This window comes from Glutamicibacter sp. 2E12 (assembly GCF_050030965.1).
Classification (GTDB): Bacteria; Actinomycetota; Actinomycetes; order Actinomycetales; family Micrococcaceae; genus Glutamicibacter.
In genome coordinates, this window is record NZ_CP188297.1 from 3,510,031 (window position 1) to 3,528,332 (window position 18,302).

The following is an 18,302-nucleotide window of genomic DNA, read 5'->3' on the forward strand; positions in this document are numbered from 1 at the left end:
TGGATTGAGGAGTCAGGGCATTCAGTGATGCCCAGGCGAAAGCAGCCTGCTCCTCATAGAATCCATGATTAGTGCTCGCCACCTGGAGGGCCAATGAAAAGCATGGTCGAGAAGATACCGGCAATAACGACGAATAGCAGGACCGTGGTCAGCGCCGGGCGGGCAACAAGCCAACGCATCGTCGCGTCGGTCCACTTGCGATCATCTGGATGATCGGTTGCCTCGGTACGCCAGGTACCTTCCAGCTTTCCCTTGCGTTCCAGCCACTTGTCGTAAGGAATGGTCAGATATGGGACGACGGCGGTCGCGGCAGCTCCAATGATCAGCGACTTCCTCCAGCGCTGATTCATGCCAATGAGCACAGCCATCGTTGCATAAGTCAGGAAGACAAAGCCGTGGATGAAGCCGGCAATGGAAACAGGCCAATCACCAACCTTGACGACGTACTTCAAAATCAATGCAATGATCAGCATCGTCCATGTGACAGCTTCAGCGCGGGCAACTAGACGGTACAGGGCGCTTGGAGACATAGGGTGTTTTCTGTCCTTGAAGGTAGATAGGGGAGTAGTCCGGGAACTCGGTCAAGTACTAGCCTATCTGGCTCCAGGGATACCGCCGACATCCTGCCCTGGAGCATGGAGTTCCCGGTTGACGCAGCACCTACTTGATTTCTAGGCAGGCCCTTGCTGCAGGAAAAGCACCGGATGCACTTGGACCCAGATGCCCCAATGCGCCTGAATCTGGCAGGATGGCACCCATGATCCACGCAGTAGTTTTCGATTTGGACGGAGTGATCCGCAATTTTCCCGAGGCCGCCACTGCTGACGTTGAAATGGAATATGGGTTGCCATCAGGCACTTTGAACGCGGCGGCTTTCGACCCTGCTCGCCTGGAACGACTCACTACAGGTAAAATATCTCGTTTGACATGGATCAAGGAGATTGGGAAGAGCGTTGGATCCACGGAAGCCGCCAACGCATGGGGTCTCATAGAGCCCGTTGTAGATCGCGATGTGCTGCAGCTACTCGACGATCTACAACGTGCAGGTATCACCACCGCCATTCTCACGAACGGCAGCGACACCATTGACATCGAACTTAAGCGGCAAGGAATCGCCACCCACGTCGCCCGAGTATTCAATTCAGCAAAAATCGGTTATCCGAAGCCAGACCGACGAGCATTTCTGCACGTAATCAATGCTCTGCACCTGTGTGCAAACCAGATCCTCTTTACCGACGATTCCGCCGGGAAACTTGTCGGGGCGACCGATCTCGGGATCCACACACATCACTTTACTTCCGCTGCGGATTTGAGGTCGGCATTGACCGGGCGCGGTGTACTCTAGCCGGATCGATCATCGTTTGGAATAACATCAAGGGGAGTGGCAAGAGGAAAGCGCCCTAGTTCTCGAATACCTCCTGATAAACGTCCCAGAATTGGTCCATCGAGCGCGGAGCCCCAAGCAGGACGGCCTCCAGATACATGAGATGCGTTTCCCATACCGCCAGGTAATTCGAGACGCCAACGCTGAGTTTGGAGTGGCTCAGCGCAAGTTCAGCTCCGAAGAGGCTCGACTGCAGAGTCAAACTAACCTCCGACACAGATTCTTCCGGAAACTTCCAGGACATCACGAGGGCGGATGCTGGCTCGACCTGTTCAATCCGGCTTTCGCAGATGTAGTTTTCCGCATGCTCGATCTGCACAGTAGAACCCACGTCAAGGCTTCCAGCGACGTGAGTTCCCAGCCAGAGTGGCAATGCCTGACGATCAATCATTGCGTGCCAAAGCCTGTCGGTCGATACGCCGAAGGACCACCTGAGATCCACAGATCCCGCCGAAGCGTCCGCGAACTTTCGAATGATGGGCATGAAAAGAGTCTGCTTCGATATACGGGGCAGCCAGCACAAATGGCTGCAGTGAGACCCTGCGTGGGGAGTCGTGGATTTCCATTACTTTACATAATGTAGATTATCGGCTTATTCGCAATGTCGCTGGAAGTAGCCTTATTCGTCCATTTACGCCTCGGATTTCGAAGGCCGCTTACTGCTCAGCTTGTTGACGCTGATCCTGCAAATCCAGCCGATGCCTCGCGAAGTCCAGGGTCTGCCGAATGAACTCGCGCGATCGCTCATCATGCATCGAGTAGATGACATGGCGGCCGGACTTCCTCGTTTGCAATACACCGGCTGCTCGCAGCTTGGATAGCAATTGGCCGGCAACCGTTGGACTAACGCCGATCAACTGAGCCAAATCGGACAGGGAAAGATCGTCCATGGACAGCGCCCAGAGCATCTGGAGCCTTGCCGGATCCGACAAGGTTTTGAGTACCGTTGCCGACATGTCCAAAAGATCGCTGGAGACGATCTCGTCTTCAGCCGTTGGGACAATGAATTCGCTGGTCATCTCACGCGCTCCCTCTCCGCATTTCGCCCGCCCTGGTTCGATTCAACTGCTTCAACCCAGCTCTGTGGGTGTGTCCATTATGGCCACGGATCAAGATAAAGCGATAGGTATGCTCAAAATTCACAAGACTAAACAGGCTCGTAGCCATCTTTGGGAGCACTCCCCTATTTAAATCATCCGTTTCGAAATAAATCGAAGGCTTCTTGACTAGGCACTTTAACGTCGCCTCGGCACCGCAAGGCATCCCTGCAAGCTGGAATGGTGGCGATTGCATCACAGAAGATTGGCCGCGTCTGCGCTCAGTGGCAAAATTTAGATATGGCTAATCCGTTGCTGCGCATTCCCCACGGGAATAAGTACGCTCTTCAGATCCGCGAAGCTCTCAAGCTGCAAGGTATCGAAGTTGACCCGGTTCAGAGTGATCTGATCGACCTTCTAGGACGTACTTTGCGTACGACGATGACGGCAAAGCACCCTGGCGTCTACATTTATGGCCCTCCTGGTCGAGGCAAAACCCTCATCATCAATACCTTGGTCTCGGTGCTGCCTGAAACCACGACAGCGCGCTTCCATTTCCACGAGTTCTTCCAGCGCGTAAATTCCCCGGTCAACCGTGTCCCGGGCCAGCCGCTGGGCGCGATTTTCTCGCAAGGGCTTGAGCGCGAGCTCGCTGGACTGCAGTTGCTGGTCTTCGATGAGTTCCATTGCACCGAACCTGGCGACGCGATGTTCATGGCCAAGCTCATTCGGCATTGCACGGAACACGAGATCCAGCTGGTCACTACGTCGAACTACGGGCCGGAGAAGCTGCTTGACGATGACACTTTCCATCACCTGGTTCAGCCAATTATTGACCGGATCCAACGGGACTTCACTGTATTCTCACTGGATCATTCGGTGGACTACCGACAGCTCGCCGCCGATCCCGAGCAGGTCTTGGACGGGTATCGGAGAGGCACGCTAAATCTCTTCGAAGCACCAGGAGAACTGCCGGTCCACGATACGATGATCCAGATCGGCTACGACGAAATCGGGCCAGTCCACGTGAATGCGTATGAGATCTGGATCAGCTTCGATCAGATCTGCCGAACCCGCCGCAACACTGCCGACTATCTGGATTTGGCAAGCCGGTATTCGCGCTGGCATATAACCTGCATCCCAGCTAGTGCCACCATGCCAATGGATGAGGAACGCCGATTGGCGAATCTTATCGATATCTTCTACGACAAGAACGTGGAAGTCCATCTGTACGCCGCAGACAATCTGGGCAATCTTGGACACATGCTGCATGACACTGAAAAGGCCCGACTCACCTCGCGCCTGGCTCAACTTCAGCTCAACGAATACGAACGGACTAGCGCTTGCCGATGAACACCGAGTACACCGCACAGGACATCGAGAATATAGTTCGAGAAGTCCTGGAGACTGCAGATGAGAACCTCATACTGCCTATTGTCCAGCTGGGACATCCCGTTCTCCGCCAGCAGGCGGTGGCCTACGAGCAGCAGCTTCCGCAGGAACTGCTCGAAGAACTCCTTGAAGCAATGCGCCAGACCATGTACGACGCCCCTGGCGTAGGACTCGCCGCTCCTCAGGTGGGTATCCCCCTGCAGATTGCCGTGCTCGAAGATCTCTATCCCATTCCGGAGGAAGCTGCCTCGCACAGAGAGCGTGAGCCGCTGGAGTACTTCGAGATCTTCAACCCCGTATATACGGCATCAACAGAGCGCGCGGCAGTCTTCTACGAAGGTTGCCTGTCTTTCAAAGGATTCCAAGGCGTAGTGAGCCGGGCCGCCGATATCACCGCCACTTATAAAGATCGGGACGGCCAGGAAATAACTCGAAGCTTCTCCGGTTGGCAGGCCCGCATTGTCCAGCACGAAACTGATCATCTGTCGGGCACTGTCTATATCGACAAAGCACTTACCCGCTCCTTGATTAACGAATCCGAACTGTGGCGCCATGAAAGCATGGACGTTGCAACGGCACAAGAGGTTCTGAAATTCTAATGTTCTCCGGCACCACGAACGTTACTTGCCCGGTCTGCGAGCAACCCCTTGGCTTCGAGGAATCTCGGGATAGAACCCTGAGTTGCGAAGCCGGGCATCGTTTTGATGCTGCCAAACAGGGTTACTTCAACTTCCTTACTGGCAAAGGAACGAACTTCCTCGAAGACACCTCGGCCATGGTCCAAGCCCGCGATGCTTTCCAGTCAAAGGGACATTATGAGCCTCTGGCGCGCGCGCTGTCCGAGCTGATCAATGATCATCACGACGGACATTCGCTTGACGTGCTGGATGCGGGCGCGGGTACCGGCTACTACCTGGGGAAGATTCTAGAGAACTCTCCTGCTGCTGAACTTGATGCTTTGGCTCTGGACATCTCCCGCTTTGCCATGCGTCGTGCCGCGAAGGTTCCAAGCACGCTCGCTGTGGTCTGGGATGTCTGGCGCAAATTGCCTACTGCCGACCGATCACGCGATGTGGTGATCAATTGCTTCGCACCGCATAACCCGGCAGAGTTCCAACGTGTACTGCGTACTGGTGGATTATGCGTTGTCGTGACCGGCGAACCAGATCATCTCAACGAGGTCGTCGACCCGCTGGGCATGCTCACCGTAGGACAGGGCAAGCAAGCCGCCTTGGTGGAAAAATTTGCGGCTGAAGGCCTTAATCATCTCGGATCCAAGAATCTGACATATCGGATGAACCTGAATGCGGACGATCTCTATAACCTTGCATTCATGGGTCCGTCCGGGCACCACCTCTCCCCTGAGATCCTTCATCAGCAGACGCTGGCGTTGGGTTCCCAGCCTGTAACAGCTTCCTTTGGAGTACACGCATTCGTCACGCAGGGCTAGAAGATACCCCAAAATGACTACACCTTTTATCTGCCTTCTACGGCAGAATGTAGGAAAGACCAGTTACGACTGGTCAATGTCCTAACAGAATTTAGGTGAATGCCATGACAACAGCCGAATGGATCATCAGCAACGCTTGGGTGATCTGGCTGGCACTGTTCTTGCTGCTGGCGATCATCGAGATGCTTTCTCTTGATCTCTACTTCATCATGCTTGGCGTAGGTGCCCTTGGTGGTGTAGCGGTCGCACTGCTCAGTGGACCCATGTGGTTGCAGGTCCTTGTATTCTGCGTCATTTCATTGTTGATGATCTTCCTGGTTCGACCTATTGCGGTCAAACATTTACGGAAATCGCCCGAGGGCTTCCGCACCAATATCGAGCGATTAATCGGTGCGGATGCACTTATTCTCGAGCCGACCTCGCGCATGTCGGGTTCGGCCAAGATCCGTGGAGAGATCTGGACCGCCCGTGCTGAATCCAGCGTTCCGACCATGAATCCCGGCACCTATGCCGTGGTTTCACGTATCGACGGGGCGACTGCATACCTCACCGCGAAGTCCCCTGACCCTGCAAACGGCTAGCTAGCCTGACGCCCCCAAATTCATCACTACTGCACAAGGAAAGAGAGTACGAACCATGAATTCAGATGGTTTTGGCTTGACTATTGTGCTTGTCGTTCTGGCAATCTTCGTGATTGTCGTCCTGCTGCGCAGCGTGCGCATCGTGCCGCAGGCACGTGCTGGCATCGTTGAGCGCCTCGGCAAGTACAACCGAACCCTAAATCCCGGTCTGACGATTTTGATCCCCTTTGTGGATCGCTTGCTGCCGCTGCTGGACCTGCGTGAACAAGTTGTTTCCTTCCCGCCGCAGCCAGTTATTACCGAGGACAACTTGGTAGTTTCGATTGATACCGTGGTCTACTTCCAGATCACCGAGCCGCGTGCGGCGACGTATGAAATCGCTAACTACATCCAGGCCGTAGAACAGCTGACCACCACTACGCTTCGTAATGTCGTCGGTGGCCTGAATCTGGAAGAGGCCCTGACTAGCCGCGACCAGATCAACGGCCAGCTGCGTGGTGTCCTTGACGAGGCAACCGGCAAGTGGGGCATCCGTGTTTCCCGTGTCGAGCTGAAGGCTATCGATCCACCGCTGTCCATCCAGGACTCGATGGAGAAGCAGATGCGCGCCGAGCGTGACCGCCGTGCTGCCATCCTGACCGCTGAGGGCACCAAGCAGTCCTCCATCCTGACTGCCGAAGGCGCACGCCAGGCTTCCATCCTCGAAGCCGAGGGCGATGCCCAGGCCGCAATTCTGCGCGCTGACGGCGAGTCCCAGGCCATCCAGAAGGTCTTCGATGCAATTCACGCCGGCAAGCCGGACCATGAGTTGCTCGCCTACCAGTACCTGCAGACTCTGCCGAAGCTTGCCGAAGGCACTTCGAATACCCTGTGGGTGATTCCAAGCGAACTGACCGAAGCACTCAAGGGCATCGGCGGAGCGCTGGGCGGCAACGGATCGGGCAGCAAGCCTGCCACTCCGGAATCGCCATCGGCCCCAGGTAGCAACCTGTAGCAACAGCTGGTTTAGAACCGATTAGCCGTCTGCGGCGAGGTGCATACAATGCACCTCGCCGCAGACGCGTATAATGGATGTTTTGGCACCAAGAATTATCTTCACCTCTAGTCGGAGGGAATTATTTCCGAGTGCCAAACGTTGGTACGTGTAGCGAATTCTTCAATCATCGCGGAGGGAAAACATGAGCGATCGCAGCCTACGAGGCATGCGCCTGGGTGCACAGAGCATGGAATCTGAGGCAGGTGTGGAGCCGGCTGCCCGTCAGCGTGTGGAATACCGTACCGAAGAGGGCGAGACCGTCTTCGTCGTCTTTGCTGCCGAAGCTGAAATTCCAGCAACCTGGCACACCAAGACCGGTAAGGAAGCCAAGCTCGTCCACGGCGAAGCCAAGGCCGAAGAACCGGGCAATGAAAAGCCTGTCCGTACCCACTGGGACATGCTTCTTGAGCGCCGTTCCGAAGAAGAACTGGAAAAGACTCTGGCAGACCGCCTCCAGCAGCTGCGCGCTGCTCGCGGGGAAACTGCCTAATCTCCCCCACGCACGGTTCCATGCTGCCTTAGCATGGCCGTAGGGGCTTGGTTGAGGGCTGGGTTTGATAACCGTTGGTTATCAAACCCAGCTCTCACTCTTTTGCCTGGCTGCTATGGGGCTCAATGGCCACGCCCAGTATTTTCAACTGCGTCAAAGAGCCTGCATGAAATTGCGCGGCCAGCGCCGCCGGCCTAAGCAGCTTCGTAGAAGCTATCTTCATCCTGCACAGTCCGCCTTTGGGGCGGCGGGCTGGTTTGTATTTCACTGCCTGCCCGAGACCTGATGATGAATCCTGGTTAAACGAACTGGCGTGCAACGATCAATCGTTGCACGCCAGTTCGCTTAACCACGGGAATTACTTCTTGGAAGTCAGCTTCTTCCACCGGGCACCCAGGCCCCAGCGGGTGACATTCCACATTGCTTCGAACACAATGTTGCCGCTCATCTTCGACGCGCCCAGTTCGCGCTCTACGAAGGTCACGGGAACTTCAACGATCGTCTTGCGCAGCATGGCCACGCGGAAGGTCATGTCCACCTGGAAGCCGTAGCCGCGCGACTCAACGGCGTCAAAATCGATTGCTTCCAGGGTTTCGCGCTTGAAGGCGCGGTAGCCTGCGGTGATGTCGCGCAGAGGCAAGCCCAGCATGGTGCGCGAGTAGAAGCTGCCGCCGCGCGAGATGATCTTGCGCAGCATTGGCCAGTTCACGACTTCGCCGCCCTTGACCCAACGCGAACCGATTACGAGATCTGCGCCCGCGGCACTGGCTTCCAAAAGGCGGGGAAGCTGCTCTGGCATATGCGAGCCATCGGCATCCATCTCTACCAGTACGTCGTAGTCGCGAGCCAACGCCCATTCGAAACCTGCAATGTAGGCGGCTCCCAGGCCATCCTTGCCGGTACGGTGCAATACGTGGATATTCGAGTCCTCAGCAGCCATCTTGTCTGCTAGTTCTCCGGTGCCGTCAGGCGAGTTATCATCAACGATCAATACATCCGAGTCAGGAACTGCGGTACGCAAGCGTCCTACGGTCAGCGGGAGCGACTCCAGTTCGTTGTAAGTCGGAATGATTGTAATGACGCGCACGCGGCGGCACCTTTCTGGGTATACAACACAAAGCCTCTTGCCTGCTCGGCGTCGACTGCATCGCTTATGCAGGACACCGGGTCGAAAAGAGTTAATCCAAACTCAAAGTATAGTCATCATTTGCCAATCAGCGCGCTGGAGACACCGCATTAACGAACGATCCTCAGTGACTTCGGCCCTATTCTCCACGCCGAAAGGCACAGAGAATGTTATCTAAGGTCACTGAGGATCGTTGTTTAAATTGCGTAGTTTCCAACGCAATGCATGTGCATCTCGAAGAGGCGCTTAGACCAGCCTAGTGGGTACCCCACCTAGGCTGTCAACCATCAAATGACTTCACTCTTTACCTAGACACCACTAGTCAGGGCAAATTTTGCGAATTCATTCTGCTTATTGAGCATCTGTTTCGCTTTAAGCCGATTCGCTTGGCTCAAGGGTATTGAAAAGCGTGATTCCAGCGCGTACTGTACGCAGGCACTGCGGAATTTCCTCATCAACGACCGGAAGCATCGGAGTTCCAGCTCGTGCATCGGTACTCCAAGAACTGATTCGGACGTCCGGAGTTTGCACAGCAAGTTCAGAGGCAGTCCACACTGCAAAAGTCGCCGGCGCGCCGATCACGAGCTGCCCGGCGAACGGGTTCATCTCGCCCATGGCGCGGTAGGTGGATCGGGTTTGAGCCAAGAAGGCCGCACGAGCCGAAATGCGAGCCTCAGCATTCGTCATGTTCATGCCGGCGCGAACAACCTGCCAGCCATCAACCTCCGTTACCGGAGCATCAGAGCCAAGCACCATTGGCACACCAGCCGAAAGCATAGCGGAGAGGTTGTTCATCGATGCTGCGCGCTCCCCCAGGCGCTGCGCGTACATGCCGTTCGAGCCGCCCCACGCCTGGTCGAAGACCGGCTGCATCGAAACCATGATGGCGTACTGCAGCAAACGGGCCCGCGAGTCTTCATCAACCATCTCGACATGCTCCAGACGGTGCCGGCACATCTGCAGCTTAGCTGCCCCAATCTGCTCAGCAGCCAGGTCAAAACCTGCCAACACCTCGTCCAGGGCGCCGTCTCCGATCACATGGAACGAGGCCTGGATCCCCCGGGAACTGCAAGCGACCAGGTGGGCCGCAATTTCGTCACGCTTCAGGTACAGGGTGCCGCGTTCGCCCGGCTGATCGCTGTAGTCTTCGCGTAGGTACGCCGTGTGGCTGCCTAGCGAACCATCCACGCGAAGATCGCCACCCAAGCCCAGCACCTTTCCCGTTGGGAAGGATGCGACCAGCTCCTGGGCGATGTCTGCATCGCTAACCAGTTCGCCCCAGTAGGCATGGACTTGCGGCAGTTCAGGGTTGTCGATGGCCAGCAACTGCTCCAGCGCCTCTCGGCCCTCAATATGCGGGGCCGCCATCTCCACAACGCTGGCGAAACCACGCGAGGCGTAGTGCTCCAGTGCCAGGCGCTGGTATTCCTGTTCGGCCTTCTGCGTATTGGTGAGGGCTTCACGCACGGCGTCGTGATCCGCACCAGAAATGATGCCAGCGGCGAGGTGGCCCAGGTCCAGCAGATCCAGCAGTTCCCGATTGACCAGGGCACTGTGCACATCGCGACGCGCCAGGTAATAGCCGCGGCCTTCCGCGGCACTGGTCAGGTCGGTTTCCGCGGGCAGCTGCTGGTCAGCCCAGTTCGAGTTGTCCCACCCCTGAGCCAGGACCAGCTTGGTCGACTTCTGCGCCTGCTCGGCGACGAGGGAAAGCAGCGAAGAAGCCGAGGTTGCTGCACCCAAATCGGCTCCCGAAAGGGTGCGGCCCAAGGCGGCAAGGTGCGTGTGGGATTCGACGAACGCCGGGGTAATCAAACCACCATTGAGGTCGACCACTTCGTCGACGGCAGACGCATGGCGCTCGGCGGCGTCCTCGCCGCCCAACCATGAAATGGTGTCGCCGTCCACCACCATTGCGGTAGCAAATGGATCGGCCGCTGAGTAGATGGACCCGTTTCGGTAGAGTGTTTTTGCCATCAGCGTCTCCCTTTTCTCGTGCACTGGCTAATAAGATTTTCGGCTGGACCTGCTGGCTAGTCCAGCACGTTCGAGTAGGCCACTACACCGCGCTTGATCTGGTCTACTGCCTTGTAGGCATTGCGAACCAGCAATGGCGGAAGGTCGCTATTCTTTGCGAACTGGTCCAAGGTGTCGATGACCTGCTTGGCCCAGCGCACGAAGTCACCCGGTGCCAGATCGGTACCGCGCAGCGCGCTGTTCAGGCTCGAACCGCGGGCCCACTTGTACATTGGCCAGATCAAACCGGATTCCGGTGGAGCGGTCGGGTCAAGGCCCAAGGCCTCTTCAGCGTCCGATAGCTCGCCCCAAATCTTGATGGTGCTATTCCAGATGTCATCGATCTTGCCCGTTGGCATTTTCGGATCGGCACGGTCCCCGTCGCGGCGTGCCTGGTAGACCAGGCTGGCGACAACCGCGCAGAGTTCTTCCGCATTGAGCTGCGTGAGCTTGCCGGTCTCCAGGATTTGGCTGGTGAGCAGATCGCGGTCGCCATAGATGCGGCGCAGGCGGCGGCCCGAGTCGGTCAGCGCGAAATCTTCGCCGCCCTCGGAAGGCACGAGGTATTCGAACTGCTCGAGCACTTTGCAGACCTTGTCGAACTGCGTGGCAATGGTATTGGTTCGCCCGCGGATGGCGCGACGGGCCTTGTCCGTGTCCTTCTTCAGCTTCCAGTACCTGTCGGCCCAGCGCATGTGCTGGTCCTTTTCCGAGCAGGCGTGGCAAGGATGGTCCTTGAGCTCCAGGCGCAGCGCGTTGATTTCACGCTCGAAGGAATCCGAGCCTTCGAAATCGAAGCTCTGTGCGTCCTGGCGTGGAGGACGCGACTCGTAGATCGCGTTGCGCAAGGATGAAGCAAGGTCCCGGCGCTCCTTCGGTGTGCGCCCGTTGAACCCCTTGGGAATCTTGATCCGCGAAATGATCTGCACTGGACCGTTGAGGTCTTCCACCGAGAGCCGGCGAAGCTGCGCTTCTTCGGTCAGCACGGTGTGTCGCGGGTTGTACATGGCCTTATCAAGCTCGACGACCACGGCGCGGCCGAAGCGGCGGCCACCTGGCAGGTCCACCACGTCGCCGCGGATCACGGCCTGCAGGGACTGCTCAGCTGCCGAACGGCGCTCGTGGCGGCGGTCCTTCGCAGCGTTCTTCTCGACCTGGGCCAGATTTCGTTGGAGTTTCAGGTACTCGGTGAAATCTCCGAGATGGCATTCCATCGATTTGGCGTAGCCGGCCAGGGATTCTTCCTTGGAACGCACCTGGCGCGCCATGCCCACCACCGAACGGTCCGCCTGGTACTGGGCAAAGGAGGTTTCGAGGATTTGACGAGTCTGCTCACGGCCAAACTGCGCCAGCAAGTTGGTGGACATGTTGTAGGTCGGACGGAACGAGGAATTCAGCGGATAGGTACGCTTCGAAGCGAGTCCTGCCAAGGATTCCGGTTCCAGGTCGGGGTTCCAGACAACAATCGAATGGCCCTCGACATCAATGCCGCGGCGCCCGGCACGGCCGGTGAGCTGGGTGTATTCCCCCGAAGAGATCTGCACGTGGGATTCGCCGTTGAATTTGACCAGTTTTTCCAGCACGACCGAACGTGCTGGCATGTTCACTCCCAAGGCTAGGGTCTCGGTTGCGAACACCACCTTGATCAGGTTGCGCGCAAAGAGGTCTTCAACGATTTCCTTGAAGATCGGGAGCAGGCCGGCGTGGTGGGAAGCGAAGCCGCGAACCAGACCATCGCGCCAGGACCAGAATTCCAGAACGTCCAGGTCTTCGCTGGGGATCCGGTAGGCGACTTCGTCCAGCGCTTGCGCGATCTCGGCGGCTTCTTCATTGGTCGTCAGGCGCAGGTCAGCCATGGCGCACTGCTGCACGGCCATATCGCAGCCCTTGCGGGAGAAAATGAAGAAAATAGCTGGCAGCAGAGCAGCACGGTCAAGCTTCCCGATAACCGCCGGACGGTTGATGCGGTGCCCCATGCCGGAACTGCGCTGGGGGCCACGGCCGCCGCGACCCCGGCCGCGCTGCACTCGGCCGCCAGGGCTGTGGGAGCGTACTAGTTTTCGCAGTTCGGGGTTGACCGAGGCCTTTGAATCGTCTTCAGCCACCTTGTCGAAGGCTACGTCTTCGGCAAACAGGTCGACCACGTTAGGGCCGACCATGACGTGCTGGAAGAGCGGCACCGGGCGATGCTCGGAGACAATGACGTCGGTCTGGCCCCGGACGGTATCCAGCCAGCCACCGAATTCCTCGGCGTTGGACACGGTTGCCGAGAGTGAAATGATCTGCACGTTGGACGGCAGATGGATGATGACTTCTTCCCATACGGCACCACGGAATTTATCGGCGAGGTAGTGGACCTCATCCATGATCACGTAGCCCAAGCCGTCGAGGGTTTGGGAATCCGCGTACAGCATATTGCGCAGCACTTCGGTGGTCATGACGACGATCTGCGCTTCGGAATTGATGGAGGTGTCGCCGGTCAGCAACCCGACCTTCTGCGCTCCATAGCGGTTGACCAGTTCCGAATACTTCTGGTTGCTCAGCGCCTTGATGGGCGTGGTGTAGAAAGCCTTGCGGTTCTCGCCTAGAGCCTGGTAGATGGCGTATTCGCCAACAACAGTTTTTCCGGCGCCGGTGGGCGCAGCGACCAGTACGCTGTGCCCTTCTGCGACCTTCTGGCAAGCTTCGGCCTGGAATGGATCCAGGTCGAAGGAGATGCTTGCCCGGAATTCAGGAAGTGCAGTGCCGTTTTCGACCTGCCGTGCCTTGGAATTCGCGTAGCGTTCCGCGGGTGAAGTCACTTGTGGTCGTTCACTTTCTTGCCCTGGTTCAGAGCTGGGATTTAGGTTCGTCAATCGAGCTAGGGGTTTCAATGCCAGAAGTTTCACCAGCTGCTAGGCGTTCATTCTCGGCTTCCCGTGCCGCCAGCTTCTTTGCGCGCTTCTTGTCGTTGAAGTGGCAGATCAAGGTGGCAACGGCGAAGGTGAGGAACAACGGTCCAGCCAACGCGAACATGGTGATTGCATCGCCGCCTGGTGCTGCCATAGCGGCAACCAGGGCGATGAGGAAGACGGTGATACGCCAGTTCTTCAAGATGAGCTTGGCTGGCAGGACGCCAACCATGTTCAGGCCAACCATCAGTACAGGTACCAGCATGGCCAAGCCGAATGCCAGGAGCAGGCGGAAGATAAACGGCAGGTACTCGGAAATGTTCAGCAGGTTATCCGAGTTCTCCGGCGACAGGCTAATGAAGAATTCCAGCGCAAACGGAAGAACGAAGTAGGCCATCGCCACGCCGCCGAGGAACAGCGGAACCGCGGCTGCTACGAAGCTGTAGCTCAAACGGCGCTCGTTCTTTTTCAGTCCCGGCACGATGAATGCCCACAGCTGGTAGAGCCACACCGGCGAGGAAACGATCAGGCCGACGAACAGCGCCACCTTGATCATGATGTCGAAGGGTGACATCACCGCGGTGAACACTACCGAGCCGCCGGCAGCTTTCACGGGTGCGATCAGCAAGGCAAGTAGCCAGTCGTATACGAAGAAACCGGCTACCGTGCCCAAGGTCAGCGCGATGAGCGACTTGAATAACCGGTTCCGTGCTTCAATCAGATGCTCTTTGAGAGCCATCCGACCTTCTGCGTCCTTGGCCCGCTTCTTCTTGCTGCGCGGGTTCTTGTCTTTATTTGTTGCCACTGAAGAGGTCTACGAGTTGTTCTTTTCGTTGGGGTTCGGATCATTGATGGTGCCATCAACGGTTTCAGATTTAGGATCATCATCCTTCATCTGGCGAACCTCGGACTTGAAAATGCGCAGCGACTGGCCCATCGAGCGAGCCAAGCCTGGAAGCTTTGGAGCGCCGAAAAGCAGCAGTGCAAGCACGATAATGATGACCAAATGCCATCCCTGTAAGCCACCCATGTGGATTCCCTTCTCTCTATCTAAAGTCTACGTCAGAACAAGCCAAGATCGCGCATGTTCTGAGCTTGGCCGCGCTGTGCGCGACGTGCGACGCGGCGAACTCGACGCGCCTCGATTCTTTCAGCTTTGCCCTTATCGCGAAGCTTTTTGATCTTCTCCGGATCCGCGTGCGTGGCATCGGTTCCGTGCGGGTAGCGACGAGGGTTCGCAGCGTACTCGACGACGGTGCCCTCCTGGCTTAAACTGGTGCTGATGTGATCCGCAGCGTCGCCCAGGCCCTCGACGACAGCCATTCCCCGTTTGAACAAACGGAAGCCGGCAAGTGCCGCAACAAGTATTGTCGCCAAAACGAGCACAGTCCACAAAAGTACCCAAAACCACCAAGGAAGCATCTATTAATCCTCATACATTGCGATAGCCTCGTCCAACCAGTGCACTACCTGTTCGCGCGTAGCGTCAGGAGAGACCACAGTCAGTTTACCGCTATGGCGAGCCACGAGCGGCGCAGCTACCTGGTGATCCGAGAACCGGACATTGGCCAGATACCCGGTACCGACCTTTCCCGTGGACCAGGAAAGAGGATGGAAAGCTTCGATAACCGGCAAGATCTCGGCATCTACATAGACCATGACCTCTAAGTCATCGTCGCTGGAGGCATACCGGATCTGGACATCTTGCTGGTCTTCATGCCGAGCCGCCAGCTCGAATTGTTCACCGGCAGTTTCCACACTTAACATCCGGTCCACCCGGAAAGTTAATAGGCTCTGGCGCTTTCGGCACCAAGCCCGCAGGTACTGCACCGCTCCGTCTTCAATGAGCCGGATCGGTTCCACATCGCGAACCTGGTGAGTTCGCGAACGGGCCGAGTAGTAATCGATGCGCACGACGTCTTGGGAACGAATCGCCTGAATCAGCTGCTGCGGAATATCGTTCTCGCGCGCCTTGGACAGTGCGAAGCCCAGCGCCCCGCTCCAGCCGTCAAAACGGGCCACCGCGGAATTCACCTTGGCCAGTGCCGCGTCGAGCACCTGCTGGTGCTCGAACTCGGGAATGCTTGCCAGGGCGTTGAGCCCGCCGAGCACGGCTACTGCTTCCAGCGGCGCCAGCTTCTGCGGCTCGGCCAGCAGGGCTGCATTGGAGATCGTAACGGTATCGGATTCAACGTCGCCGTCATTGACGTTGATCAGTTCGTCATGCTGGCCGTACGGGACACCGCACATCATGATCATGGCCAGCTCTTCACGAACCTTGGCAACGCTCATGGAGTAGCGTTCTGCCAGCGCTTCGATTTCTACGGCACCATGGGCGTGCACATACTGGATCATGTCGATATTTCGCATGACCTGAGTCGTAGTGGTGCCACGGCCGGTGGCGCGATGCGGACGGAACTTCACCTCTGCGTAGGCATCCTGGTTGCCCTGGCTGGTCTGGGAGCTGCGCGCGTCGCGCAGGATCCGGCGCACCTGGGCCACCAGCTCGGAGGGTCCCAGGACTTTCACGGCCGGGCCATAAGCTGCCAGCTGCTGGGCAAATGAATGCGGATCCGCATAGCCGATCTGCAGCTCGTCCTGATCGCTGCGGCCATTTACTGCCTGGGCGCGCAGCGGGATTGCTTCATCGCCCAAGAGCCGCACCGTTGCCACCAGTCCCGGATTCTGCAGGTCGAAATCCTGCAAGACCTGGGTCATGTCGAAATCCTGGGGGCGGGCGTGGTACTGCCCGTCGGCGTTAGCGCCGCCATGCCGGTAATTCGTGAACTTGCCCTGAACCCGCGAGAGGCGGAAGACACGGGTATCTTTCCGCGTGTGGTCATAGCCGGTGAAGTACCAGTTGCCGTAGCGCTGCCCGATCCCCCACACATCAACAATCCGTTCGCTTTGCGCACCTCCAGAGGACGTATAGGCGAACTTGAGCGTGTTGCGGTTGAAGACTGCCAGGGCGCATTCGCGGAAGTTCGGTTCATCCATTGAAAGGCGTGGGACCAATGAGCCGGCCAACGGAGCAACCGGCGAGGCCACGCCATCATGGCCGGTGACTCGGGCCGCGGCATTGAGCCCCAATGACTGGAGCTTGGTGTCTTTCCAGAGGCTCGCGGCCAATGCGACCAGGCCGGCTTCTGCGGGGCTGAATTCCACCGGCGGCAAGAACCACTCGGTCGTGTCGATGCTGTAGTACGTAACATCGTCGATTACTTCTTTGTCCAGCTGCAGCCCGAAGTCATTGCGGATGTCGTCCTTGAGGCGATCCAGCGCCTTCTCTCGGGTCTCCTTGGTACCGCCTGGCACCAAATAGGATCCAATGCGGTCGGCGTTGAACTTCCGTGATTTAGTTGCCAGCGCATAGATGAGGCTGGTCAGGCGTTCTGCCTTGCTGGGTCCCGGGGATTGCTTTGTGCTCACGTGCCTAGACTAACCAACTTTCGCCGATAAGGATGACTTCTGGGACAGCAATGGCCCCGATTATTTAATCGGGGCCATTGCCAGCACTTGGAATTACTTGGTGCCCATCAGATCCACAACGAAAATCAGTGCTTCGTTAGGCGCAATGGCGCCTGGGGCGCCACGCTCGCCGTAGGCCAGGTGCGATGGGATATCCAGTCGGCGACGGCCGCCGACCTTCATGCCCAGCAGGCCCTGGTCCCAGCCCTGGATAACCATTCCGACACCCACTGGGAAGTCGAGGGTCTGCCCGCGGCCCCAGGAAGAGTCGAACTCTTCGCCGGTGGACCAGGCAACGCCTACATAGTGCGCTTCAACGGTGGTGCCTGGGGTGACCTCGGCGCCGGTTCCCTCGACCAGGTCGGTGACGACCAGTTCTTCAGGAGCGTCGGTGCCCGGGAAATCGATCTCCGGCTTGGTGCGGTCGTAGTTGCGTTCTCCGAACGACATAGTCACGGCCTTTCTGTTACTTGCTTTCGCTTACCTTGTCTAATTCTACGTAGAAGACCAGTGGTCCTGCAGGACGCCCCTGGGCTTCAGCAGTTTCACCGTAGGCCAAGTCCGTTGGGACAGTCAGCAAGACCTTGCTGCCTTCCTTCAGGCCCTGGAAGCCCTGCAGCCAACCCTGGATGACTCCGCCGGCCATATCGGCTTCGAAGCCTTCTTCGTTGCCGAAGTTGCCGTCGAACTTCTTGCCATCTTCCCAGCGCACGCCGTGGTAGTGGGCAGTGACCTTGGACGTTTGGCCAACGGCTGGGCCGTCGCCTTCTTCAAGGACGTCCACTGCCAGGCCTGCTGGGGCTTCGGTGTCCTTGGGGATGGTGATCTGCGGATCGCCCTTGCCGGTCTTCACGGTGGGGAGCTTGCCGTCGTCCTTGAGCTGCTGGACTTCTTCCTTGCCCATCGTCTGGCTAGGGCTCTTGGAGTCCGCAATCTTGATCACGATCAGCCGTTCGGCACGCGAGCCTTCGGCCGGTTCGGCAATGGACCCGTCCGGTTGCTGCACGCCTTCGATGGCTGCATAAGCGATCCAATCGCCAATCTGGGACTTCAGCAGGGTTTCGTAGAGCTCGGGCATCTGCTCCTTGAGCGTCTCGTCAACCTTCATGGGAGCCGGATCAGCAGTGAAGTTCTCATTGGTCAGCAGGCCGTCGATGGTCTTGTACAGGCCCGACTGGATCTGGATGGTGTCGCCTTCCTTGATGTCGGAACCCTCGCCCTCCACCACGGTGACTGCTTCTGACTTTTCGGTCAGGAGCGGCGCATCGAATTTGACCTCGGGTGCGGTCTTGCTATCTTCTGCTGGCTTGACGTCGATGCCGCTCAGGGATGACGAACCCGAACCGCAGGAGGCCAGGGCAAGGATGGACGCGGTGGCGCATACTGCCAAAACTTTTCGCACGAATCTTCTTTCCGGTTGGACTAGCTGGT

Annotated in this window: 19 protein-coding genes; 7 read left to right on the forward strand and 12 right to left on the reverse strand. The window is 57.7% G+C overall.

Features of this window, described 5'->3' with window-relative positions; genetic code table 11:
• Nucleotides 1-68: 68 nt before the first annotated feature.
• On the reverse strand, nucleotides 69-530 hold the full coding sequence (locus ACP3TE_RS16500) for a DUF3817 domain-containing protein (RefSeq protein ID WP_332486229.1): 462 nt from the start codon (nucleotides 528-530) through the stop codon (nucleotides 69-71).
• 227 nt (nucleotides 531-757) lie between these two features.
• Here ACP3TE_RS16500 and ACP3TE_RS16505 point away from each other — a divergent pair, with 227 nt between their 5' ends.
• Nucleotides 758-1,345 (forward strand): HAD family hydrolase, encoded by a 588-nt coding sequence (locus ACP3TE_RS16505; RefSeq protein ID WP_332594752.1) that lies wholly within the window; start codon nucleotides 758-760, stop codon nucleotides 1,343-1,345.
• Between the two features lie 55 nt (nucleotides 1,346-1,400).
• On the opposite strand, the gene ACP3TE_RS16510 is transcribed toward ACP3TE_RS16505, so the two are convergent.
• Nucleotides 1,401-1,868, reverse strand: coding sequence for an SRPBCC domain-containing protein (locus tag ACP3TE_RS16510; RefSeq protein WP_426734291.1), 468 nt, complete (start codon nucleotides 1,866-1,868; stop codon nucleotides 1,401-1,403).
• 172 nt (nucleotides 1,869-2,040) lie between these two features.
• Nucleotides 2,041-2,403, reverse strand: a complete 363-nt coding sequence (locus tag ACP3TE_RS16515; RefSeq protein WP_105659237.1) for an ArsR/SmtB family transcription factor — start codon at nucleotides 2,401-2,403, stop codon at nucleotides 2,041-2,043.
• A gap of 318 nt (nucleotides 2,404-2,721) precedes the next feature.
• Here ACP3TE_RS16515 and zapE point away from each other — a divergent pair, with 318 nt between their 5' ends.
• From zapE to ACP3TE_RS16545, 6 genes are all read left to right on the forward strand, one after another.
• Nucleotides 2,722-3,774 carry an AFG1/ZapE family ATPase gene (gene zapE / locus ACP3TE_RS16520; protein ID WP_166650693.1) on the forward strand — a complete coding sequence of 351 codons (1,053 nt, stop codon included), beginning with the start codon at nucleotides 2,722-2,724 and terminating at the stop codon, nucleotides 3,772-3,774.
• A complete protein-coding gene (gene def / locus ACP3TE_RS16525) occupies nucleotides 3,771-4,412 on the forward strand; it encodes a peptide deformylase (protein WP_332731442.1) in 642 nt (213 codons plus the stop codon). Before zapE ends, def begins: the two co-directional genes overlap by 4 nt.
• Entirely contained in the window at nucleotides 4,412-5,263 is an 852-nt protein-coding gene (locus tag ACP3TE_RS16530; RefSeq protein WP_426734294.1) for a putative RNA methyltransferase, read from the forward strand. The genes def and ACP3TE_RS16530 overlap by 1 nt, the downstream gene beginning before the upstream one ends.
• 104 nt (nucleotides 5,264-5,367) lie before the next feature.
• Entirely contained in the window at nucleotides 5,368-5,844 is a 477-nt protein-coding gene (locus ACP3TE_RS16535; protein ID WP_105657869.1) for an NfeD family protein, read from the forward strand.
• Between the two features lie 55 nt (nucleotides 5,845-5,899).
• Entirely contained in the window at nucleotides 5,900-6,838 is a 939-nt protein-coding gene (locus ACP3TE_RS16540) for an SPFH domain-containing protein (protein ID WP_105657849.1), read from the forward strand.
• A gap of 184 nt (nucleotides 6,839-7,022) precedes the next feature.
• Nucleotides 7,023-7,370: an RNA polymerase-binding protein RbpA gene (locus ACP3TE_RS16545; protein ID WP_105657848.1), complete on the forward strand. Its 348-nt coding sequence runs from the start codon at nucleotides 7,023-7,025 to the stop codon at nucleotides 7,368-7,370.
• Nucleotides 7,371-7,728: 358 nt separating this feature from the next.
• On the opposite strand, the gene ACP3TE_RS16550 is transcribed toward ACP3TE_RS16545, so the two are convergent.
• The 9 genes from ACP3TE_RS16550 to ACP3TE_RS16590 all read right to left on the reverse strand — a co-directional run bounded on the left by ACP3TE_RS16550 (nucleotide 7,729) and on the right by ACP3TE_RS16590 (nucleotide 18,273).
• Nucleotides 7,729-8,457 carry a polyprenol monophosphomannose synthase gene (locus ACP3TE_RS16550; protein WP_105657847.1) on the reverse strand — a complete coding sequence of 243 codons (729 nt, stop codon included), beginning with the start codon at nucleotides 8,455-8,457 and terminating at the stop codon, nucleotides 7,729-7,731.
• 411 nt (nucleotides 8,458-8,868) lie between these two features.
• Entirely contained in the window at nucleotides 8,869-10,473 is a 1,605-nt protein-coding gene (locus ACP3TE_RS16555) for an amidohydrolase (RefSeq protein WP_332727055.1), read from the reverse strand.
• Nucleotides 10,474-10,529: 56 nt separating this feature from the next.
• The gene (locus ACP3TE_RS16560; RefSeq protein ID WP_332594755.1) at nucleotides 10,530-13,313 is read right to left on the reverse strand and encodes a DEAD/DEAH box helicase; all 2,784 of its coding nucleotides are present in this window, start codon (nucleotides 13,311-13,313) and stop codon (nucleotides 10,530-10,532) included.
• A gap of 28 nt (nucleotides 13,314-13,341) precedes the next feature.
• Nucleotides 13,342-14,208, reverse strand: coding sequence for a twin-arginine translocase subunit TatC (gene tatC, locus ACP3TE_RS16565; protein ID WP_105657844.1), 867 nt, complete (start codon nucleotides 14,206-14,208; stop codon nucleotides 13,342-13,344).
• A 9-nt stretch (nucleotides 14,209-14,217) separates the two neighbouring features.
• Nucleotides 14,218-14,433, reverse strand: a complete 216-nt coding sequence (gene tatA, locus ACP3TE_RS16570) for a Sec-independent protein translocase subunit TatA (protein WP_105657843.1) — start codon at nucleotides 14,431-14,433, stop codon at nucleotides 14,218-14,220.
• Nucleotides 14,434-14,465: 32 nt separating this feature from the next.
• Nucleotides 14,466-14,726 (reverse strand): hypothetical protein, encoded by a 261-nt coding sequence (locus tag ACP3TE_RS16575; RefSeq protein ID WP_426734299.1) that lies wholly within the window; start codon nucleotides 14,724-14,726, stop codon nucleotides 14,466-14,468.
• Between the two features lie 102 nt (nucleotides 14,727-14,828).
• Nucleotides 14,829-16,832 carry a helix-turn-helix transcriptional regulator gene (locus ACP3TE_RS16580; RefSeq protein ID WP_426734301.1) on the reverse strand — a complete coding sequence of 668 codons (2,004 nt, stop codon included), beginning with the start codon at nucleotides 16,830-16,832 and terminating at the stop codon, nucleotides 14,829-14,831.
• A gap of 93 nt (nucleotides 16,833-16,925) precedes the next feature.
• Complete coding sequence (locus tag ACP3TE_RS16585) at nucleotides 16,926-17,321, reverse strand: FKBP-type peptidyl-prolyl cis-trans isomerase (RefSeq protein ID WP_332727058.1); 396 nt, start codon at nucleotides 17,319-17,321, stop codon at nucleotides 16,926-16,928.
• Nucleotides 17,322-17,337: 16 nt separating this feature from the next.
• Entirely contained in the window at nucleotides 17,338-18,273 is a 936-nt protein-coding gene (locus ACP3TE_RS16590; protein ID WP_332486254.1) for an FKBP-type peptidyl-prolyl cis-trans isomerase, read from the reverse strand.
• Nucleotides 18,274-18,302 lie beyond the last annotated feature (29 nt).